Origin of the sequence: Streptomyces sp. NPDC056160 (assembly GCF_042268205.1) — a bacterium.
GTDB lineage: Bacteria > Actinomycetota > Actinomycetes > Streptomycetales > Streptomycetaceae > Streptomyces.
Map to the genome: position 1 here is coordinate 16,174 of NZ_JBHJUW010000065.1, position 18,320 is coordinate 34,493.

Below are 18,320 nucleotides of genomic sequence, written 5' to 3' on the forward strand. Positions count from 1 at the left end.
CGTCCGGGTCAGCCTCCCTTACATGTGAAGCCGCACAGCGAAGAGGACACACTTCCGTGTCACCGGCGCCACGTCCGCGATGCCGAGCACGCGCACGCGTCACTGACGAACTGGCCTGCTCCGAACGATGTGGTATCCCTGGCCTCACCTGTCGCTCCATCGTGTGCGGCCCGGCGGAGCACAACCGTGATCGGCACCCCCTCGCCGGACCGCGGCGCGGAGGCGCAGGGGCAAGCTGCGCCGCCGGGGAGGGGCCACGCTGCCTCGCGCCGCCGGATCGTCCTCAACGCGATACGGGCCCGGACGCGCCGTGCAAGGTGTTCCCCAGCCACCCCGGAACCCTGTCTTGGGTCTCTCGCAAGGTGCGCACGGCGGCTTGGGCGTCTTGCTCGGACTCATACGGGGTGCGGTGCGCTGTAGCCGGAGCTTCGGGTGAGTCAGGCGGCCGCTTCGAACAACTCGTCCACGCCTTGGGCTTGCTGGTAGGGACGGAAGTCGACGACGAGGTCGCGTACGAGCTGGACGCAGCGTGGTGCTCCGATGCGTTTGGCCAGTTGGAGGGCTTCGAGGGCGTCGGCAGCCGCGGCTTCGGGTTCACGGCGGCTGAGGTGGCCTTGGGCGCGGTAGGCCAGGAAGATAAGGCGGGTCTTGTCCCGGCTGGGCGGCAGGAGTGCTTGGCCCTCGGCGATGAGGGCGTGTCCGCGGGTGGCGTCGCCGAGGTCGAGCAGGCAGCGGCCGGAATCGACAGCGAGGTCGGCGGGCGAGAGCCAGGAGCACCAGGTCGGCATGTCGTCAAGGTTCCCCGTGCCGAGCAGGCGCTCGGCCATCGTGAGGGATTGCAGGGTGGCACGACGTTCACCGAGGGCGGCTTGGGCGCGAGCCAGGCGCAGGTGAAGCAGCGAGCTGGCCGCCGGATGGATGGTGCGGCTGAGGGCTTTCTGGAGGATCCCGGCGGCGGTGGCGGGAGCGTCGCGCCAGGACGCCTGGTAGGCGAGGTCGCTCAGCAGTGCGGCGCCCATGTCCCTGTCTTGGCCGGCGTGCGCGTTGTGCAGCCCGGCGATCCAGTACCGCGTTGCCGCGCCGTGCTCGCCGTGGTCGAACCGGATCCAGGCAACCGTCTGGGAGAGGCTCGCCGCGAGCTTGTGGAGGCGCACCTTGAGAACGCGGGGGCAGGGGTGTTCGTCGATCAGGTCGGTGACCTGAGCCAGGTGAGCGTCGTACAGGGGGGCGATGTGCTGGCGCTGCTCGGTGGCCAGGGCGTTGAGGCGGGCGCTGGTGTCCTCCAGCAGGGCGACGACGTCTTCGCCGACGGCGTTGTCGGGTCCGGTCCGTTCGTAGGCGTAGCCAGCAGGTTCGGTACCCGCCCAGCTGCCGGCCAGAGCCACGAGGGCGGATCCGGGGATGGCGCTGAGGAGGGTGCGGCGGTTCATCGTGTTCAAGGCCTCTCGCAGAGCGGGCACGGTGTTGGCGTGGCCCAGCGGCATGACACCGCTGTCGACGACTGGCACCCAGCTCGGCCACCCGGCCGGGTCGCTGTCCTCGGGCGGCACCCCGAGGACTTGAGCGATGTACCGCTGGGAGTCGGCGCTGGGAAGGACGCCCTGCTCCCACTTGCGCACGCGCTGCCGGTCGACACCCGAACGCAGTCCTTCGCGCTCGGCAGCGGCGCGGATCGCCTTGGCCATCTGGTCCCCGGACATGCCGAGGGCGGCCCGGGCGAGGGCGAGCGGGTGGCGCTCTCGCTTGTCCATGGGGCGATCCAAGCACGCGGTGAAGCCGGACGAGGGCGGTTCGCGAGGGCGGGACTACACCGGGACTACACCGAATCCCTCGATCGATGGGCGTACTTGCTCGACACTCGATCACCGCATCGAAAATCCGGATGCGAACGCCGAGCCTTGCATCGGCGGCTCAGCCTCGTCCGATCGCTGAACGAGCGCGCTCCCGAAGGAGTCCACAGGTGCACCACATGCAGTCCAGTGAAGCCGTTCTGCCCGGTCGGCGCGAGACTGGCGGGGAGAACGGAAACGCTGCTTTGACCGGCAGCAGACGACGAACGTGGTTGGTCACCCCGGGAGATGCACCGGGGCGGTTCGCGAACTCGGTCTCTTCAAGGGCTGACGTAGCTGTGCTGGACTTGGAAGACGCTGTTCCAGCCGAGGGCAAAGACGTGGCGCGCGCTTCCGTCGTCGCCTTCCTCGGTCAGCATCACTGCAGCCCTGTTAGCAGCCGTGGTGTGCTAGGGGTGCGTATCAATGCGCCCGGCACGCTGGACGGTCTGAAGGATCTGGTGGAGCTGGCTGCAACCGGGCTGCGGCCGACTGTGCTGGTCGTGCCGAAGGTGGAGGCCGCGCGCGATGTTGAACTGGTTGCGCAGGTCTTGAGCGACGTCGCCGGCGGATGTGAGGTTTGGGCGCTGATCGAGACTCCGCGCGGCCTCCAACACCTATCCGACATCGTGCAGTGCGGATCGCTCTCGGGGGTGTCTTTTGGGGCGGCTGACTATGCGGCTGCTGCCGGCTGCTCTCTGACCAGCAAGGCCATGTGGTATCCGAAGGCGGCTGTGGCTGCGGCCGCGGCCGCAGCCGGGCTGCCCGCAGTCGATGGCCCCTACTTTGGCCTGGACGATCTGGACGGCTTGCGGCAGGACACCGAAGAAGCCGTCGAACTCGGTTTCATCGGAAAGATCGCAGTGCATCCTCGGCAACTCTCGGTCATCGAAGCAGCGTTTCATCCCTCCACTCACGATCTGCAAGCCGCGCGCGCCATCGTCAGGGCCGCTGAAGGGACTGGCGGCGGAATCACCAAGGTCGACGGCCGCATGGTCGGCCCGCCACTGGTGGCTGCGGCGCGCGCGCTGACTGCCCGAGCGGGTGACGTGCCCGCGCCTTACGATCAAGGAGACACGCAGTGAACAGCGTTCCACAGGGTTATCGACGTATCAGTGAGAACCGGATCCGTGCGTCGATCGGCATGGGTCTCGATGAGTTCGCCGGCATTGTGGGAACCGTGATCGAGCACCGTCCGGCCCGGACAGTGACCGAGACGGAACACGTCCAGGTCCTGGCGCTGACGGGGAACGAGGCGCCGGTCCACTCCGACATCGAGTTCTGCAAGCAGACCGGCCGCGACCAGATGCTGGTCTGCGGGATCCTCACTATGAACATCGTCATGGGCCTCACCGTCCGCGACACCAGTGCTCTGACCAGCGGCAACCTGGCCATGGACGAAGCGCGCTTCGAGCATCCCGTACACGTCGGCGACACCCTGCGCGCTCAGAGCACGGTCATTTCCGCCCGGCAATCTCGCAGCCGCCCGAACGAGGGAATCGTTGTGACGCAAGTCGAGGGCTACAACCAGCACGACCAGCGGGTCTTCAGCTGCACCCGTACCTTCTTCGTGCCCGCTCACGCGAGCGCCGTCCGCGACGAGACCGACTACTAGAGGAGAGAGGGACGGTCATGACCGGCTCGGGACTGGCCATCGTAGAAGCCGACGACGACCTGTGGCAGGAGTACGACACCCTGGCGCGGCGTGCGTACGGTCACCCGGTGAGCGACATCATGCTTCTGGGCGCGCACGCGGACCGGCGAGTCGCTGTGCGAGATCGAAAGGTCATCGCGGGTGGTCTGGGTCTGCTGGTCCCGCAGTTCTTCGGCGGCCGCCCGGTGCCCGCGGCCAGTATGGCCTGCGGATGCGTCGCGCCGGAGGAACGCGGCGGCCAGCTGGCGGCCGAGCTGACGGCCGAACGGCTTGGTCCTCTGAGGGAACAGGGCGCGGTCCTCGCCACGCTATGGACCTCCTCCAGCGGTTACGTGCGCCGCCTGGGGTGGGAGGCACCGACCCAGGTGTACTCGTGGACCGTACCCACCGACGAATTGCGACGTGTCTTCAGCGGAACGGAGTGCGAAATCACGCATGTCTCCTCCGAAGAGGTCCGGTCGCTGCGTAACGGATTGGCAGGGCAGTGGAACGGCCCGTGGCAGCGGCCCCTTTGGTGGGACACCTGGCAGCAGGCGCAACACCCCGACGTCGTCACCTACCAATTCACTCCCCCCGGCCGGGGACCAGCCGGCGTACTGTCCGTCGCCTGTGAGCGAAACCCTATCGACGGGCGACATCTGGTCGTGTACGACTTCTGGGCTGCCGATCAGGCAGTGGCTGCTGCCATGTTCGGCTTCCTCGGTCGGCACAACAGCCGTATCCCTGCGGTCGTCTTCCAGCGGACGGCGCTGCCTCCTGCCCCGCTGTTGCTGCACCACCTGCGTCGCTCCGGCTCTTCCGCTGCGCGCAGCTGGCATCCGTGGGTGCTGCGGATCCTGGATCTGTGCCGGGCGGTGCAGGAGCGTGGCTGGTCCGACGAGGTGAAGGTCAGCCTGCCGATCGAAGTCGTCGCCGAGGACGGCATGAAAACGGAGCGATTCCTCCTACGTGTCGCCGACGGCAAGGCGGAGCTGTCGCGCACCTCCCGCGACGGCAGAGTCACGCTCACCCGTGGTCAGTTCGCGGTCTGGTATGCCGGGGGCTACCACAGCGCGGTCAGCGCCGCGCTGTCGGGAGTCAGTGGCGATCAAGCGGCAATCACCCAGCTGGTGCGGGCGACCGCCGACCGGGAGCCCTGGCTGGCCGACTACTTCTGACCCGCGACGGCTCGCCCCTTCCCCCGTTGAACCGGCAGGAACAGGAAGGACAAGAGCAGGTGAACCGCAGTCCGCCGCCCCGTGCACCCCAAGTGCACAGCCCAACCGAATCCAGCCGCTTCCCCACCCGATGGGAGCTCTATCGTCATGATGACCGCCAAGCTCTTCCCGCCCGAGCTGCGCGACTGGGTCGCCGGCCACCTGCCGGGCCTGGACGCCTACGAGGACCGTTCCTGGCCGCGCAGCACCTCCCGCGTGTGGCGCGTGAGCGCGGGGAACCGGAGCGCTTACGTCAAACTCAGTCCGACCGCCCTGGACTTCGAACGGGAACTCGCCGGATACGCCTTCACCGCAGCGCACCTTCGGGAGACAGACGCCCCGCGGCTGCTCGCCTGCGACCCGGGCCTGCTCGCGATCCTCAGCTCGCCGCTGCCCGGCCGCGTCGTGCGGGACCTGCCCCTTGAGGCCAGCACCGAGCTGCGCTTACACAAGGACGCCGGGCGGCTGCTGCGCCGCTGGCACGAAGCGTCCTCGACCGGCACGGACGCGGACCGAGCCGCAGTGCGCTCCGACATGGAGGACCAGGCCCGGGAGGCCGCCGACTGCCTGGAGGATGTCGCGCCGTACCTGAGCGCCGATCAGCTGTCTCTGATCGAGGCCGCGTCGACAGAACTCCCAGGGCTCGCCGAGCGGCTGCCGCTGGTGTACCGGCATGGCGACTACGAGACCCGGAACTGGCTGTTCGACGAGGACAGTGGACGCCACGGCCTGATCGACTTCGCGATGGCCAGGTACGGCGTCGCCGCGGCCGAGTTCAGGTGGCTGTTCGGCGCCGTCTGGTCCGTTCGCCCGCAGCTGCGCGAGGCGTACTTCGCTGGATACGGCCGCCCGCTGACGGCAGACGAGGACCGGCTGCTGCATCTGCTGACCGTCCGCCTCGGTGCGTCCTACCTGCGTAACGGCCTGGCGAAAGACCACGAAGAGCTCGTGGCGCGAGGACGTCTGATTCTCGATCGGATGGCAGCCCACCTGCCGTAGCCGGAACAGTGCGCACCCCGGCACGACCCGGGTGCGCTCGCCGCCCCTTCTTCTTCGTGCAGCGACCCGGACCAGGAGTTGTCCATGGCTCTCACTCCCGAGCTGCCCGGTCTTGCCGCGCCCAGCGTGTGGAGCGACACTCCGCAGCCCTCACGCGCGGCCGTGGAGGCTGCCGTCGGTCCCGTCCTTGCCTCCGGCAAGGCCGCGGCGTGCAGTACCGCTCGGCTGCGCCTGTCCCTGGATACCGAAGCACGCCGTGCGCACGCCGTCGTCGCGATCGCACCCCACATGGTCCACCATTGCATCGTCGGCGACTGGCGGTGGCTGCTGTTCGAGTACGCCTTCGGCCGCCCTGCCCACCTGCCCCTGAGTTCGGCAGACCACGATGCTCCCGCCCGCATGCTGCGGCGCTGTGCCAGTCTGCTGGCCCCGCCCGCCGTACCGAGTGGGCGGGACATCTGCGCTCCGCCATGAGCTGGGAGCGGTTCCGCACCCACTGATCAGCCATGCCCCGCCCGCTCTGTCGATCGGCCGCCTGCCCGCGCCCGCATCTCACCATGCCCTCGAACGGGAGACCCATGTCCGACACTGCCCCCTTTCCCCGCGGCCCCGCGCCCGCCGAACCGGCGAGCGTGCAGGTGCTGATCACCGAGCTCGAGGACCTGATGGCCCGGACCTGCGCGGCCGCGGGCGTCCCCGACAGCGCGAGTCGCCGGGTGGCCGAGCACTTTCTGACCGGAGAACTGCGCGGCAAGCCCTCTCACGGTCTGGCGAAGTTCGTCTTCGAGTCCCGGTTCTTTCCCGAGCGGCAGGCCTCACCCGAGATCATCCATGAGCGCGGCGCGTTCGCCGTCATCGACGCGCACCGCGAGATCGGACCGCTCAGCGCCGAATTCGCGACCGCCGCAGCCATCGAGCGGGCACGCCGTCTCGGCGTCGGCCTGGTCGGGGTGATCAACACCCAGCGCTACGGCGTCCTGTCCACATTCACCGAGGCCATCGCCGCACACGGCATGGTCGGCATCGCTGCCAACACCTCCAAGGCCGAAGCCGTCCCGGTCGGCGGCGCCACTCCCGTCCTTGGCGTCAACCCCCTCTCCTTCGCCCTGCCCACCCTCGGGGAACCCCTGAGCGCGGACATGGGCACCACCCTCGCGCCGATGGGCGTGCTGTGGGAGCACCGCCGGTCAGGCCGGCCCCTGCCCGAGCAGTGCTTCGTCGACGTTGACGGCCGCACCACCCGCGACCCACACGCCGCCGCCTCCGCGATCGTCTTCGGCGACCACCGAGGCTTCGCGCTGTCCTTGCTCCTGCAGTCCCTGACCGGCTCCCTGTTCGGCTTTCCGATGGGCCGCGACGTCGACTCCACATGGACCACCGGCTACGCCATCATCGCCCTCAACCCCGCCTTCGCCGACCCCAAAGCAAGCGCGGCCGCCGCGAACTCCCGCCTCGCAGACCACCTGCGTGCCGCCGCGGCGACCGACGGCACCTGGCGCGTGCCCGGCGACAAGGGCCGCGCCCGCGAAGCCGCCGCCCGTGTGAACGGCGCCCTCCGTGTCCCCGTCCCGCTCCTCACCCGCCTGTCCGCCCGAGCCGCCGGCGACTTCACCTCCGACTGACCACCAGGAGCACACCTTGAACCGCTTGCAGTTCCACTGGTTCCTGCCGACCGGCAGCGACGGCCGCACCCTGACCACCGGAATGCGCGGCACCCACGGACCCGGCCACGACACCACCGCGGCACTCAGCCCGGGCGCTGACCAGCACCGCGCCCCGGACCTGCGGTACCTCACCCAGATCGCGCAGGCCGCCGAGCACATGGGCTTCGACGCGGTCCTCACACCCGCCGGCACGTTCAACGAAGACCCGTGGATCACCTGCGCCGCCCTCGCCCGGACCACCGAGCATCTGAAGTTCCTGGTTGCGCTCCGTCCGGACTCCATATCGCCGACGCTCGCTGCCCAGATGGCCGCGACCTTCCAGCGGCAGACCCATGGGCGGCTGCTGTTGAACATCGTTACCGGCGGCGATGTAGCCGAGCAGGCCCGTTTCGGCGACCACCTCGACAAGGCCGCTCGCTACGCGCGCACTGACGAGTGGCTGACCGTCCTGCGCGGCGCCTGGGGCCCCGAACCGTTCGACTACAAAGGCGCGCACTACGACGTACGCGGCGCGGCCGTCTTCAGCCCACCCGACCCGCCGCCAGGCGTGTACTTCGGCGGTTCCTCCACCGAGGCCGTCCCGGTCGCCACCCGGCACGCGGACGTCTACCTCACCTGGGGCGAACCACCCGATGACGTCGCTGCCAAGCTGAACCGCATCCGCGCTCTGGCCGCCGACGCCGGGCGCAGCGTCCCGCGCTTCGGAATCCGGTTCCACGTCGTCACACGTGACACGAGAGGAGAGGCCTGGGCCGCCGCCGAGCGCCTGCTGACCGGGATCGACCCGGAGCACATCGACCGCGTGCAGGCCACCCTGGCCGCCAGCCAGTCCACCGGACAGGCCCGACAGAGCAGCCTGCACGCCGCCTTCCGCGACAGTGGCCGGACCTCCGATCTGGAAGTGTGGCCGAACGTGTGGGCGGGGGTGGGGCTGCTACGCGGCGGCGCGGGCACCGCGCTGGTTGGCTCGCACCGCGAGGTCGCCGACCGGATCAACGAGTACGCGGAACTCGGCATCGACGAGTTCATCCTGTCCGGGTTCCCGCACCTGGAAGAGGCGTACCAGGTCGGCGAAGGGGTCCTGCCGCTGCTCGGCGCCGGTATCGGTCGCGTGGCGGTGGTCCGGTGAGCATCGCAGTGAACGTGCTGGTCGTCGGTGTTGGCCCGCACACCCGCCTCAACCACCTGCCCGCACTGGCCGGCGCGCAGGAAGCGGGGCTCGCAGGGACCGTCACCGGAATTGACCTGCCCCACGCGGCCGCCTCGGTGATCGAGTACGGAACGCCCGACCGGCCCCGGCGGATGCCGGTCATCGCCGTTCAGCCGTTCACCCTCGCCCGGCGTACCCTGCCCGGCGGGGTGCGCCGCGTCTTGGAGGGCGTGGTGGAGCGAGAACGGATCGGTGCGGTCGTCGTGGCGACCGAGCCGTCCGCCCATCTGCCGTACGCGCTATGGGCGATCGAGCGGGGCCTTCCGGTACTGCTCGACAAACCGCTGACCGTGCACCCGGGCGCGTCCACCGACCCGGCGGCCGCGCAAGCGATCGCCGACGACTTCGAGATCCTGCTGGACGCCTACCGGGCCGCGCGACGGCGTGATCCGCGAATGGTAGTCAGCGTACTGAGTCAGCGCCGCTGGCACCCTGCGTTCCGCCGGGTGCGGGAGCTGATCACCGAGGTCGCCGATGCGGTGAACTGCCCAATCACGTCCATCCAGTCCAGCCACGGTGATGGTCAGTGGCGGCTGCCGGACGAACTCGTCGACCTCGGCTACCACGGCTTCGACCGCGGCTACGGCAAGGCCGCGCACTCCGGCTACCACCACTTTGACATCGTGCCGTGGTGGCTGGCCGCGGGCGAGCGCCCGGGCAAGGAGATCGACGAGATCGAGGTCCACGCCGCATGCACCAGACCCTCCGACTTCCTCGCCCAGCTCACCGTCGCCGACCACGCCCGACTGCTGCCCGGCTTCGCCGCCCGTAACCCCTACACCGCACAGGACCTGTACCGCCTCACCGCCGGACACGGTGAGGTCGACGTGTTCCTCAACCTCGCCTACCGCAGCCACGGCCGGGTCATGGCACTCGGCAGCCACAGCCTCGCCCACACCACCTTCTCCCAGCGCGGCAACCTCCACCCGATACACGGCGGCCTGTACAAGGGCAACGGCCGGATCGGACAGGAAGCCCACATCATCCAGCAAGGGCCTTTCCAGGCACTGCACCTGCACGCCCTGCAGACCCTCCACGGAGACGAGGGCGGTAACGACCGGCGGGCGGCAGGCGGCGCCGACCACATCGAGATCCACGTCTTCCGCAACAACCGGCTGCGCCCCGACTGGCAGCGCCACCACATGCTCGGCTTCACCGACCTCATCCAAGGCGACGGTGACAGCGCCGTGCTGCCGACCCAGCGCTCGGCCCGTACCTGCGCCGTCACCGAGTTCCTCTCCTACCTCGCCGGCCGCACCCCCCGCACGGAGTTGGCCTCGGACCTGAGCGACCACCGGCGTCCAGCCCGCCTGATGGCCGCCGCCTACCTGTCGATGTCCCGCCGCTGGGCCAACGGCGGGCGGCCCGTCGCCCCCGTCCTGCTCGACTTCCGAGCCGCCCCGGCCGAGAGCACCGCATCCCCTCTCGCCGCCCTGGAAGCAGCACGGTGATCGCCCCGACCATCACCGGCCGCAGCATGCCCGGCTTGGCTGCTGTCCTCGGCCCGCACCTGCAGCAAGTCCTCGCCGAGTGCCGTCCCCACATCGGATGTCCCACCCGTGTCGAGGCGTGCACCGGCGGCAACGTCAGCCACGTCTTCCGCGTCCACGGCGAGGCGGGCAACGTCGTCGTCAAGGTGCGCGGCCGCCGCTTCGCCCGGATCTCGCACATCGCCACCGATCCAGCACTAATCGCCGTTGAGCACCAGGCCCTGAAACTCCACCACAGCCTGCTGCCCGACCTGTTCCCGGAAGTCCTGGCCTTCGTGCCCGAAGCGCACGCCATGGTGATGACCGACGTCTTTCCCGACGGCCGCACCTGGCGCGATCACCTTGACCGGCGCGCCGCCACCGCCAAGGAGTGCGTGCGCCTGGGCAGTGCCCTGGCCCGTATCCACCGTGCCACCTCCGGCCTGCCGCCGCTACGCGACGGCGACGGCGACGACCTCTTCCGCGTGGAGCACGCCTACGGCTACTGCCTGCGCGCCTGCGGCCACCGCGCCCTCGACGAGGCGTGCCGTCGCCTCGACGCACTGCCGGGCCGGCAACTCATCCTCGGCGATACCTGCCCGAAGAACCTCAGCCTAGCGGCGGGGCGCACCGCGTTCGTCGACCTCGACAACGTCCATACGGGCGCGCCGCTTTTCGATCTCGGCTACCTTCTCGGCCACCTGGTCTTGCACCACATCGCCCGGCCCTCGCACCTGCACCCGCTCGTCACCACGTTCCTCGACGCCTACACCCTCCCCGTCCCGGCCCGGCCCTGGCGCAGCGACGACCTTCTCGCGACGGTGTCCGCCGGCGTGCTGCTGTACCGGCTGGAGGCCCACACCGTCCCCTATCCGGCGACCACCCCACCCGCCACCGCCGGCCGGCTGCGCCACAGCCTGCGCCACCTGCTGGATGCCGGGCGGTTCACCGTCCCCGACCTGCTGGACGCCGCCACCCGACCGGTGACGGCATGAACATCCCCTTCCCTCCGCCCAGCGTCAATGCGGATCTGGTCCCGCTGGCCGAACTGAGCGCCCGCGGCATCGACATCGACGACGTCCAGTCGCTCGCCCGCGACCAGAGCCCGTTCGCCCGCCCTACTCCGACCTGGACCCGCCAGCTAGCGCCGGGCGTGGTCCTCACCGCCCGCCCGATCGACCTCGGCGACGCCTGTCTCACCAACGCCTACACCCTCACCGCCGACCTCGATCGCGCCCGGTGCCGGCCCGTCTCCTCCCCAGCCGGCTTCCACCTGCGCCGCCTCGTCACCGGCCCCACCGTCGCCGCGGTCTCCGGAGCCTTCGCCTACATCTCCGACGACCCCCACTACCAGCCCACCGAACCCTGCCTCGACCTCGCCGTCCGCGACCACCACGCCGCCAGCCTGCCCACCGTCACCAAGCCCGCCCTCCTCATCCAGCACGGCCGGCCGGTCGTACGTACCCTCGCCGCCACCGGCATCCTCACCGTCGCCGGTCACCCGCACACCTGGACCGGCTCCAAAGAGCCCCCGCCGCACCCGGCTCCGCCCGGCCATCTCACCGTGTTCGGCGCGGCCAACTGCCGCATCCGCTACCAAGACGACCCCCGCACGGGCTTGCGCCGCGACGTCGATGCGACCACCAACACCACACCCCGCGATCCGGCTGTCCTCGACTGCACCGTCACCCCCACTCGCACCGGGCCACGGGTCACCGCCCTGCACCCTGGCGGCGGCGCCGACCTGTTCGCCGGAACCTACGTGCTGCGCAGCCACCAACCATGGCCCTCCCACCTCGCCCCGGGCGCGACCGTACACGTCACGTCCATCGACACCCTCGACACCACCGACATCGACAGCGCCCTGTCCCTCGGGCCGTCCGCCGCCGACGCCGCCACCGGACTTACCGCCGCCTGGGACCAGAGCCTGGGGACAAGTCCCTTCCGGCCGGACGCCCGCTACGCCCGCACCCTGCTCGCCCTCGACGACCGTCACCTGACCCTGACCGTCCTGGACGGCGCTCCCCTCGCGCCCGCCTTCCAGGGCGCCACCGTCCAGGAGACCACCGAGTTGTGCGAGCGGGCTGGCCACGACCCGGCGGCGGTGTTCCACCTCGACGGCGGCCAGACCTCCAAGATCGCCTACCGGCACAGCCACGGTCCGGCGGACGCCGTCGGCAGCCTTCACTACCTGCGCTGGCCCCGCCACCAATACGAGCCCTTCCGCTGGCAGGGCCTCGACGGCCGCCGTCTGCACAGCGCACTGCAAATCACCACAAATGAGGAGTCTCGTTGACCACTTTCCGCACCGTGCGGTCCGTCCTGATCGTCGTCGCCCACCCCGACGACGCCGAACTCGCCATGGGCATGCGCATCCGCGACCACGTCCTCGCCGGCGACCGCGTCCGCGTCCACTGCCTGAGCACCGGGCACGCCGAGAAGGACGACGGCACCACACGCCGCGGCGAGTGCCTGACCGCCGCGAAGATCCTCGGCATCAGCCGCTACACCTTCTCCCAAATCCCCGACACCCGCTTCACCGATCACCGCGGCGCCATCAACGAGGCCCTATTCAACGCCTTCGCGACCGAGCGCCCCGACATCGTCTACACCCACCACCCCGACGACCAGCACCTCGACCACACCGTCACCGGCGAGGAGGCCACCACCGTCGCGATGCGCGAGACCGCCGACCTGATCCACTTCCGCTCCCCCTACAGCAGGAACTTCGAGCCCAACCTCTACTTCGTCGGCACCCCTGACCTCCTCGCCGCCAAGCGGGCTGCCCTGACCTGCTTCACCTCCCAACAGCAGCTCGACATGGAGGTGTTCGGTGGCCTGACCGCACTGGCCTACCGGCAACACGTACACCATCGGGTCGTCGAACGCTTCCCCGAGGGCGCCCAAGGTGCCGAGATGTTCCGTACCGCACGTCAGATCGTGCACGCCTTCCGTCCTGCCGACACCGCCAGCCCGTAGACACGCCGCCTGGGACGCGCTGTATCCGGACAGCCAGCTTCTGCGACTGAACCTTCCGGGAACCCAAGCCACCTTCCAGCAGGGCTTGGACATGATCCACCACCACACATGCCGTCCCGCTCCTGCTCCGGGTCTGCGGAAGGACCGCGCAAGCCCCTGATCGGGTGTCGCACGACGCCAATCACTCGAACGTGTGAGTTCAAAAGGCACCAGGCAGGCGGCACTTGCCCGAGAGGTCAGGATCGCATTCACGTTCGAGATATTCGCCGTCCGGGGCCGTTACGGCCTTGGATTCGGAGCGTTCTTAGAGCACTAGTACCAACTAACCGCCCAGACGGAGGACGCACAATGAACACTGAGCCCGCTCCCGCTCATCGCCCCGGATTCGAACAGCGGCGGTCCCCGCTCGCCTCACCGACCTGCGGAACTCGGCCGTCCGGCACCTACGCGCGCCGCTCAGCACGACGGGATACGAGGTGGGGGGCATGAGCAGCGGCAGTGCTGCAGGCGGCATCCGACAGGGTGCGGTGCCCCACCCGCGCGGGGCGGACCTTCCGCTGCCGCCCGCCGCCGTGCCGGCCGGACCTCACGACGGTGACATCGCCGACGGCCTGGAGGAGACGTACTGGTCGGTGTACGACGGCGCCGCGTCGAAGGCCACGGTGGGGCAGATCCTCGCGCGGCTGCCGCGGATCGTGCGCCAGATCGGCCGGCTGGCCTGGGTTGCGGACCGGACCGCGACCCTGGCGGTCGTGGTACTGCAACTGGCATCGGCCGCGATGACGGCGTTCGGGCTCATGGCCTCGGTAGCGGTACTGCGTGAGCTGTTCGCCGAGGGGCCCACGCCGGACCGGGTGCGCGCGGCCATCCCCCAACTCCTCGTCGTGGTCTGCCTCCTGTCCGCCCGGGCGCTCCTTGAGGCGGGCGTAGCCGTCGCGCAGGCCAGGGTGACACCGAAGATCCGCACCGCGCTGGAGACGGAGTTCCTCACCCTGACCGCCCATGTGCGGCTCGAGGTCGTCGACGACGCGGACTGGCACGACGAGGCCTACCGGGCCAACGACCGCGGCCTGTTCTACGCCCGGCAGATCGTCGGCCAGGTCGTCTCCCTGGCTGCCGCACTGCTCGGGCTCGTCGGCACCGCCGGCGTCCTGGGCGTCCTCCACCCGGCTTTGCTGCCCCTGCTCCTGCTGTCGGTGCTGCCGGTCGGGGCGGCCGCCGTCCGCACTGCCCGCGCCCGCTTCCACTCGTTCAAGCGGTGGAACACCCTGCAGCGCAGGGTGCGGGTCTTCTCCTGGCTGCTGCTGGAGCGGGACGCCGCCGCCGAGCTCCGCTCGGACACCGCCCAAGGCGCGCTGCTGGAGGAGCACCACCGGTTGACGAGTCGGATCGCCGAGGAGGACACCCGCCTTGGCGTGAGCTCGGCCGGCTTGACCCTGGTGGGCCGGGCCGTCGGCGGGATCGGTACCGGCATCACCTACACAGCGCTCGGCGCCATGCTGATCGCGGGCTGGCTGCCCCTGGCCGCCGGCGCGGGCGCGGTCCTCGCCATCCAGGCCGCCCAGTCCTCGCTGACCCGGCTCGTCGACGTCTCTCACCTGGTCTACGAACACGCCATGTGGGTGGACGACCTGCTGGCCTTCCAGGAGCGCTGTCGCACCCTTCAGCCGCGCCGCAGCGGGCTGCCCGCCCCCGAGACGGTGAAAACCATCACGCTGGATGACGTGTCCTTCACCTACCCGGGCAAGGACACCCCGGCGCTCCACGGCATCTCCATGACGCTGCACGCCGGTCAGACGGTGGCATTCGTCGGCGTCAACGGCTCCGGCAAGTCCACTTGCGCGCGCCTCCTCGCAGGACTGTACGAACCCCAGGAGGGAGGCACCGTCCGCTGGGACGGCGTGAACGTGCTCGACATGGACGCCGAATCGCTGCAGGCCCGGGTGGGCTGCGTGCTCCAGGACCCGGTCCGATTCCCGTTCAGCGCGCTGGCCAACCTGACTGTCTCTCGGGGCACTCTCACCGAGGCGGACCCGCAGCGGGCCCTGGACGCCGCGCGGGCCTCCGGCGCTGAGCAGGTCATCGCCGCACTGCCCGGCCGGTGGGAGGCGCTGTTGTCCAAGCGGTTCCGCGGCGGTCAGGAACTGTCCGCCGGCCAGTGGGCGAAGGTCGCTGTTGCCCGCGGTCTGTACAAGAACGCGCCCGTCCTGCTGCTGGATGAACCGACGGCCAGCATGGACCCCCGCGCCGAGCACGCCGTGTACGAGGCGGTCCTGCGGGACAACCCGCGCACCGACCAGATCACGGTGCTGATCTCCCACCGCCTGGCGAGCGTCGTCGCCTGCGACCGCATCTTCGTCTTCGACGGCGGCCGCATCACCGAGAGCGGCACCCACCAGGAGCTGATGGACCTCGGCGGCGAGTACGCCTCCATGTTCACCCTCCAGGCCGCCGGTTACCGCGCCGAGGCCGGGGAGGCGGCGTGATGCCCGACCACGCACACCCCCATCCCACGCCGTCCGGGGCCTGGCCGGAGAACTTCACCAGCCACCGCGGGGGTACCAACTGCCCGATGTGCGTGAACGACTTCGCCGCCGACGACATCGGCTGGGGTCTCCTTCTCCGGCGCGGAGAGGTCAGCAACGCCTACCTGTGGCGCAGAGGCCGGGTCCGCGGGTACGCCGTCGTGATCTACACGGGCCGTCATGTCGCCGAACCCACCAAGATGGACGAGGGGGAGGCTGCCGCGTTCTGGCGCGCCGTCGTCCCCCTGGGCCGGGCGGTGGAGACGCTCTACGAGCCGCTGAAGATGAACTACCTCCTGCTGGGGAACCGGATCCCGCTTCACGCCTACTCGCTGACGGTGCCGGCGGTCGCCGCGCGCGTGCGGCACGAGTTCGCGGACATCCTCGACACACCTGCCGGCCGGGCCGGGGAGCTCGTCGCCCTCGGACAGCTCCTCCAGGCCTGCTCCCGCGGCGTCCATCCCCGCCTCGCTCCCCTCATCGCCCACCGGGCCGAGCACCTCACCGGCGTCCCTGTCCCCACGCCCTGACCACCGCACGGCCCTCGACGGCCTGGAGGAACCTGTGCCCCACCCACGCGTGGACGTAGTCGTTTTGACCTTGAACGACCGTCCGGACGAAGAAGCCGCCGCGCAGGCAACGCTCCTTGCGCAGAAAGGTGTCGACATCCGGGTGGCAGTGGTCGGCAACGGCTGCAAGCCCGAGGCCGTCCCGCCCGGCGCGCTCACCGTGTGCCTGCCCAAGAACATCGGCATCCCCGGCGGCCGCAACGCCGGCGCCCACGCGCTGCGCAACGCGAACGAGCCGGCCGACTGGCTGTACTTCCTCGACAACGACGCGACCTTCCCCCGCCCCGATGTCCTCGCCCGGCTCGTCGCCGAGGCCGGGCAGCACCCCGAAGCCGCCTGGGTGCAGCCCCGGCTGACCGGCCCGGACGATACGACCACGCCACGCCGCTGGGTCCCCCGGCTACGCGCCTCGGACCCGGGACGGGCAGGGAGGGTCACCTCGATGACCGAAGGCGTCGTCCTGATCCGCCGCGACGCCTTCGACACGGTGGGCGGGTGGGAAAGCCGGATGTTCCTCTACCACGAGGGGACCGATCTTGCCTGGCGGCTGTATGAGGCGGGCTGGAGCGGCTGGTACGCGGCGTCGATCCGCATGCACCACCCGCTCACCACCCCGGCCCGCCACGCGCTGTACCACCGGCTCGCCGCCCGCAACCGCATTTGGATCGCCCACCGCAACCTCCCCACCCCGCTCCTCCCCCTCTACCTGAGCGTGTGGACCGCGATCACCCTGGCCCGGGCCCTACGTGGCGGTGGGCTGGGCGAGACGCTGCGCGGTATGCACGAGGGCTGGACGACGCGGCGTACGCAGCCGCGCCGCCCGATGAGCTGGCGCACCGTCTACCGGCTCACCGCCACCGGGCGGCCGCCGATCATCTGATCTCTCCCGCCCCGTCCACCACTTCGAGGAGCCCTCTTCGCCATGACAAACCCGTCCCTGCCCTCGCTGCTGGGGGTGTTCGCACACCCGGACGACGAGAGCCTCCTGGCCGGCGGTGTGCTCGCGCAGCACCACGCCGCCGGCGCTCGCACCGCCGTCGTCACAGCCACCTGGGCGCCGACGAGCCGACGCGCGCCCGAGCTCGCCGACGCCCTCGCCGTCCTGGGCGCCGGCCCCCGCGTCTGCTCGGCTACGGCGACGCCCGCAACCCCGAGGCGGCTCCCGGCGAGCCCCGGCTCGTCGACGCGCCCCTCGACGAAGCTGTCGGCCGTCTCGTCGCTCACATCCGCGACTTCCGGCCCGAGGCGGTCGTCACCCACGACGCGGTCGGCCAGCTGACCGGTCACCCGGACCACCGGCGCACCCACCAGATCACCCTGCTCGCCGTCGAGGCCGCCGGTCTCGCGCACCTGCACCCCGAGGCGGGCCTCCCGTGGCAGCCGTCGGCGCTGTACGCGGCCACGCACTCGGAAGGTGGTGTGGGCCGGCTCAGGCCCCTGCTGGAGAAGGTAGGGAAGAACGTGCTGACCGTGCCCAACGCGTATGTGACCACGACCGTCGACGTCAGCCCGTCGGCCGACGTGAAGTGGCGGGCCATCCTCGCCCACCAGGGAGAAGTCGCACGCGAACGGCCCCTGCCCGGCATCCTCGCCCGCCTTCCCGAAGCCGAACGCAACGAGATCATCAGCACCGAGTCCTTCACCCGGCTCACTCCCGGCCCTGTCCCGGGCGACCCCCGCCGGCTCCTCGCCTGACAGGCACACCCCCGTACTCCGCGCGGACCGCCCAACTGGAGGCCAAGGTGACCACCACACCTACCTCTGACGAGACACCGTCGCTCAGCCCGCCGAGGAGACCATCGCATGAACCAGTAGCACGAGGACGAACGCTCCCGCATCCGCGCGGCCATGGACCGTCTCCTGGCCGGCCAGCCCGCCGGCTCCAACGGCAGCCTCACAGGGGTCGCACTCGCCGCAGAGGCCGGTGTCCACCGCATGGCGCTGCAAAAGCGCCACGCCGACCTCAAGGAGGTTCTATGCGCGGGTGCGTGCGGAAACGCACCAGCCACCGGAGTCGAAAAGCGGCTTCGCAAAGAGGTTGTCCGCCTGAAGGAAGCTCTCAAGGACTCCCGAGCTGCCGAGGCCGCCTCCCGGCATCGGGCGGAGCAGATGGCCCTCGCGGCAGCCGTCCTCATCCTCCGGCGCCCCGGCGACCACGACCAGCCTGCCCCAGGCAACGTCATCCCGCTCCGCCCGTCCGGCGAATGAAGAGGGCAGGACCGTCAC

General features: G+C 70.3%; 15 protein-coding genes and 2 pseudogenes. 16 read left to right on the forward strand and 1 reads right to left on the reverse strand.

Translation table 11 applies throughout. The features are described from left to right. Positions 1-437 precede the first annotated feature (437 nt). On the reverse strand, positions 438-1,751 hold the full coding sequence (locus ACFC02_RS23535; RefSeq protein WP_376360623.1) for a helix-turn-helix transcriptional regulator: 1,314 nt from the start codon (positions 1,749-1,751) through the stop codon (positions 438-440). Positions 1,752-1,969: 218 nt separating this feature from the next. Between ACFC02_RS23535 and ACFC02_RS23540 the strand changes: the two genes are divergently transcribed. The 16 genes and pseudogenes from ACFC02_RS23540 (at position 1,970) to ACFC02_RS23615 (ending at position 18,302) form a co-directional block, all read left to right on the forward strand. Then, entirely contained in the window at positions 1,970-2,914 is a 945-nt protein-coding gene (locus ACFC02_RS23540; RefSeq protein ID WP_376360690.1) for an HpcH/HpaI aldolase/citrate lyase family protein, read from the forward strand. Then, the gene (locus ACFC02_RS23545) at positions 2,911-3,444 is read left to right on the forward strand and encodes a MaoC family dehydratase (protein ID WP_376360626.1); all 534 of its coding nucleotides are present in this window, start codon (positions 2,911-2,913) and stop codon (positions 3,442-3,444) included. Before ACFC02_RS23540 ends, ACFC02_RS23545 begins: the two co-directional genes overlap by 4 nt. 17 nt (positions 3,445-3,461) lie before the next feature. Next, positions 3,462-4,640 carry an enhanced intracellular survival protein Eis gene (gene eis / locus ACFC02_RS23550; protein ID WP_376360629.1) on the forward strand — a complete coding sequence of 393 codons (1,179 nt, stop codon included), beginning with the start codon at positions 3,462-3,464 and terminating at the stop codon, positions 4,638-4,640. 147 nt (positions 4,641-4,787) lie between these two features. Continuing rightward, positions 4,788-5,678, forward strand: a complete 891-nt coding sequence (locus tag ACFC02_RS23555) for an aminoglycoside phosphotransferase family protein (RefSeq protein WP_376360632.1) — start codon at positions 4,788-4,790, stop codon at positions 5,676-5,678. An 84-nt stretch (positions 5,679-5,762) separates the two neighbouring features. After that, entirely contained in the window at positions 5,763-6,152 is a 390-nt protein-coding gene (locus tag ACFC02_RS23560; protein WP_376360635.1) for a hypothetical protein, read from the forward strand. Positions 6,153-6,256: 104 nt separating this feature from the next. Continuing rightward, complete coding sequence (locus ACFC02_RS23565) at positions 6,257-7,300, forward strand: Ldh family oxidoreductase (protein ID WP_376360638.1); 1,044 nt, start codon at positions 6,257-6,259, stop codon at positions 7,298-7,300. Positions 7,301-7,325: 25 nt separating this feature from the next. Next, on the forward strand, positions 7,326-8,471 hold the full coding sequence (locus ACFC02_RS23570; protein WP_376360692.1) for an LLM class flavin-dependent oxidoreductase: 1,146 nt from the start codon (positions 7,326-7,328) through the stop codon (positions 8,469-8,471). Then, complete coding sequence (locus tag ACFC02_RS23575) at positions 8,468-10,003, forward strand: Gfo/Idh/MocA family protein (protein WP_376360640.1); 1,536 nt, start codon at positions 8,468-8,470, stop codon at positions 10,001-10,003. Before ACFC02_RS23570 ends, ACFC02_RS23575 begins: the two co-directional genes overlap by 4 nt. Next, complete coding sequence (locus ACFC02_RS23580) at positions 10,000-11,016, forward strand: phosphotransferase family protein (protein WP_376360642.1); 1,017 nt, start codon at positions 10,000-10,002, stop codon at positions 11,014-11,016. The genes ACFC02_RS23575 and ACFC02_RS23580 overlap by 4 nt, the downstream gene beginning before the upstream one ends. Beyond that, complete coding sequence (locus ACFC02_RS23585) at positions 11,013-12,317, forward strand: hypothetical protein (RefSeq protein ID WP_376360645.1); 1,305 nt, start codon at positions 11,013-11,015, stop codon at positions 12,315-12,317. Before ACFC02_RS23580 ends, ACFC02_RS23585 begins: the two co-directional genes overlap by 4 nt. After that, complete coding sequence (locus ACFC02_RS23590; protein ID WP_376360648.1) at positions 12,314-13,000, forward strand: PIG-L deacetylase family protein; 687 nt, start codon at positions 12,314-12,316, stop codon at positions 12,998-13,000. Before ACFC02_RS23585 ends, ACFC02_RS23590 begins: the two co-directional genes overlap by 4 nt. A gap of 485 nt (positions 13,001-13,485) precedes the next feature. Further along, on the forward strand, positions 13,486-15,486 hold the full coding sequence (locus tag ACFC02_RS23595) for an ABC transporter ATP-binding protein (protein WP_376360651.1): 2,001 nt from the start codon (positions 13,486-13,488) through the stop codon (positions 15,484-15,486). After that, entirely contained in the window at positions 15,486-16,055 is a 570-nt protein-coding gene (locus ACFC02_RS23600) for a hypothetical protein (RefSeq protein ID WP_376360653.1), read from the forward strand. The genes ACFC02_RS23595 and ACFC02_RS23600 overlap by 1 nt, the downstream gene beginning before the upstream one ends. A gap of 70 nt (positions 16,056-16,125) precedes the next feature. After that, positions 16,126-16,974 (forward strand): glycosyltransferase family 2 protein, encoded by an 849-nt coding sequence (locus ACFC02_RS23605; RefSeq protein WP_376360656.1) that lies wholly within the window; start codon positions 16,126-16,128, stop codon positions 16,972-16,974. Positions 16,975-17,016: 42 nt separating this feature from the next. Next, positions 17,017-17,789: pseudogene (locus ACFC02_RS23610) on the forward strand (PIG-L deacetylase family protein). A 153-nt stretch (positions 17,790-17,942) separates the two neighbouring features. Further along, positions 17,943-18,302, forward strand: a pseudogene (locus ACFC02_RS23615) (hypothetical protein). The last annotated feature ends 18 nt before the right edge of the window (positions 18,303-18,320 follow it).

Bases quoted from the DNA above. Each gene is read 5' to 3' on its own strand.
- ACFC02_RS23535 (WP_376360623.1), bottom strand. From the start codon at position 1,751: ATGGACAAGCGAGAGCGCCACCCGCTCGCCCTCGCCCGGGCCGCCCTC.
- ACFC02_RS23540 (WP_376360690.1), top strand. From the start codon at position 1,970: ATGCAGTCCAGTGAAGCCGTTCTGCCCGGTCGGCGCGAGACTGGCGGG.
- eis (WP_376360629.1), top strand. From the start codon at position 3,462: ATGACCGGCTCGGGACTGGCCATCGTAGAAGCCGACGACGACCTGTGG.
- ACFC02_RS23555 (WP_376360632.1), top strand. From the start codon at position 4,788: ATGATGACCGCCAAGCTCTTCCCGCCCGAGCTGCGCGACTGGGTCGCC.
- ACFC02_RS23560 (WP_376360635.1), top strand. From the start codon at position 5,763: ATGGCTCTCACTCCCGAGCTGCCCGGTCTTGCCGCGCCCAGCGTGTGG.
- ACFC02_RS23565 (WP_376360638.1), top strand. From the start codon at position 6,257: ATGTCCGACACTGCCCCCTTTCCCCGCGGCCCCGCGCCCGCCGAACCG.
- ACFC02_RS23585 (WP_376360645.1), top strand. From the start codon at position 11,013: ATGAACATCCCCTTCCCTCCGCCCAGCGTCAATGCGGATCTGGTCCCG.
- ACFC02_RS23595 (WP_376360651.1), top strand. From the start codon at position 13,486: ATGAGCAGCGGCAGTGCTGCAGGCGGCATCCGACAGGGTGCGGTGCCC.
- ACFC02_RS23600 (WP_376360653.1), top strand. From the start codon at position 15,486: ATGCCCGACCACGCACACCCCCATCCCACGCCGTCCGGGGCCTGGCCG.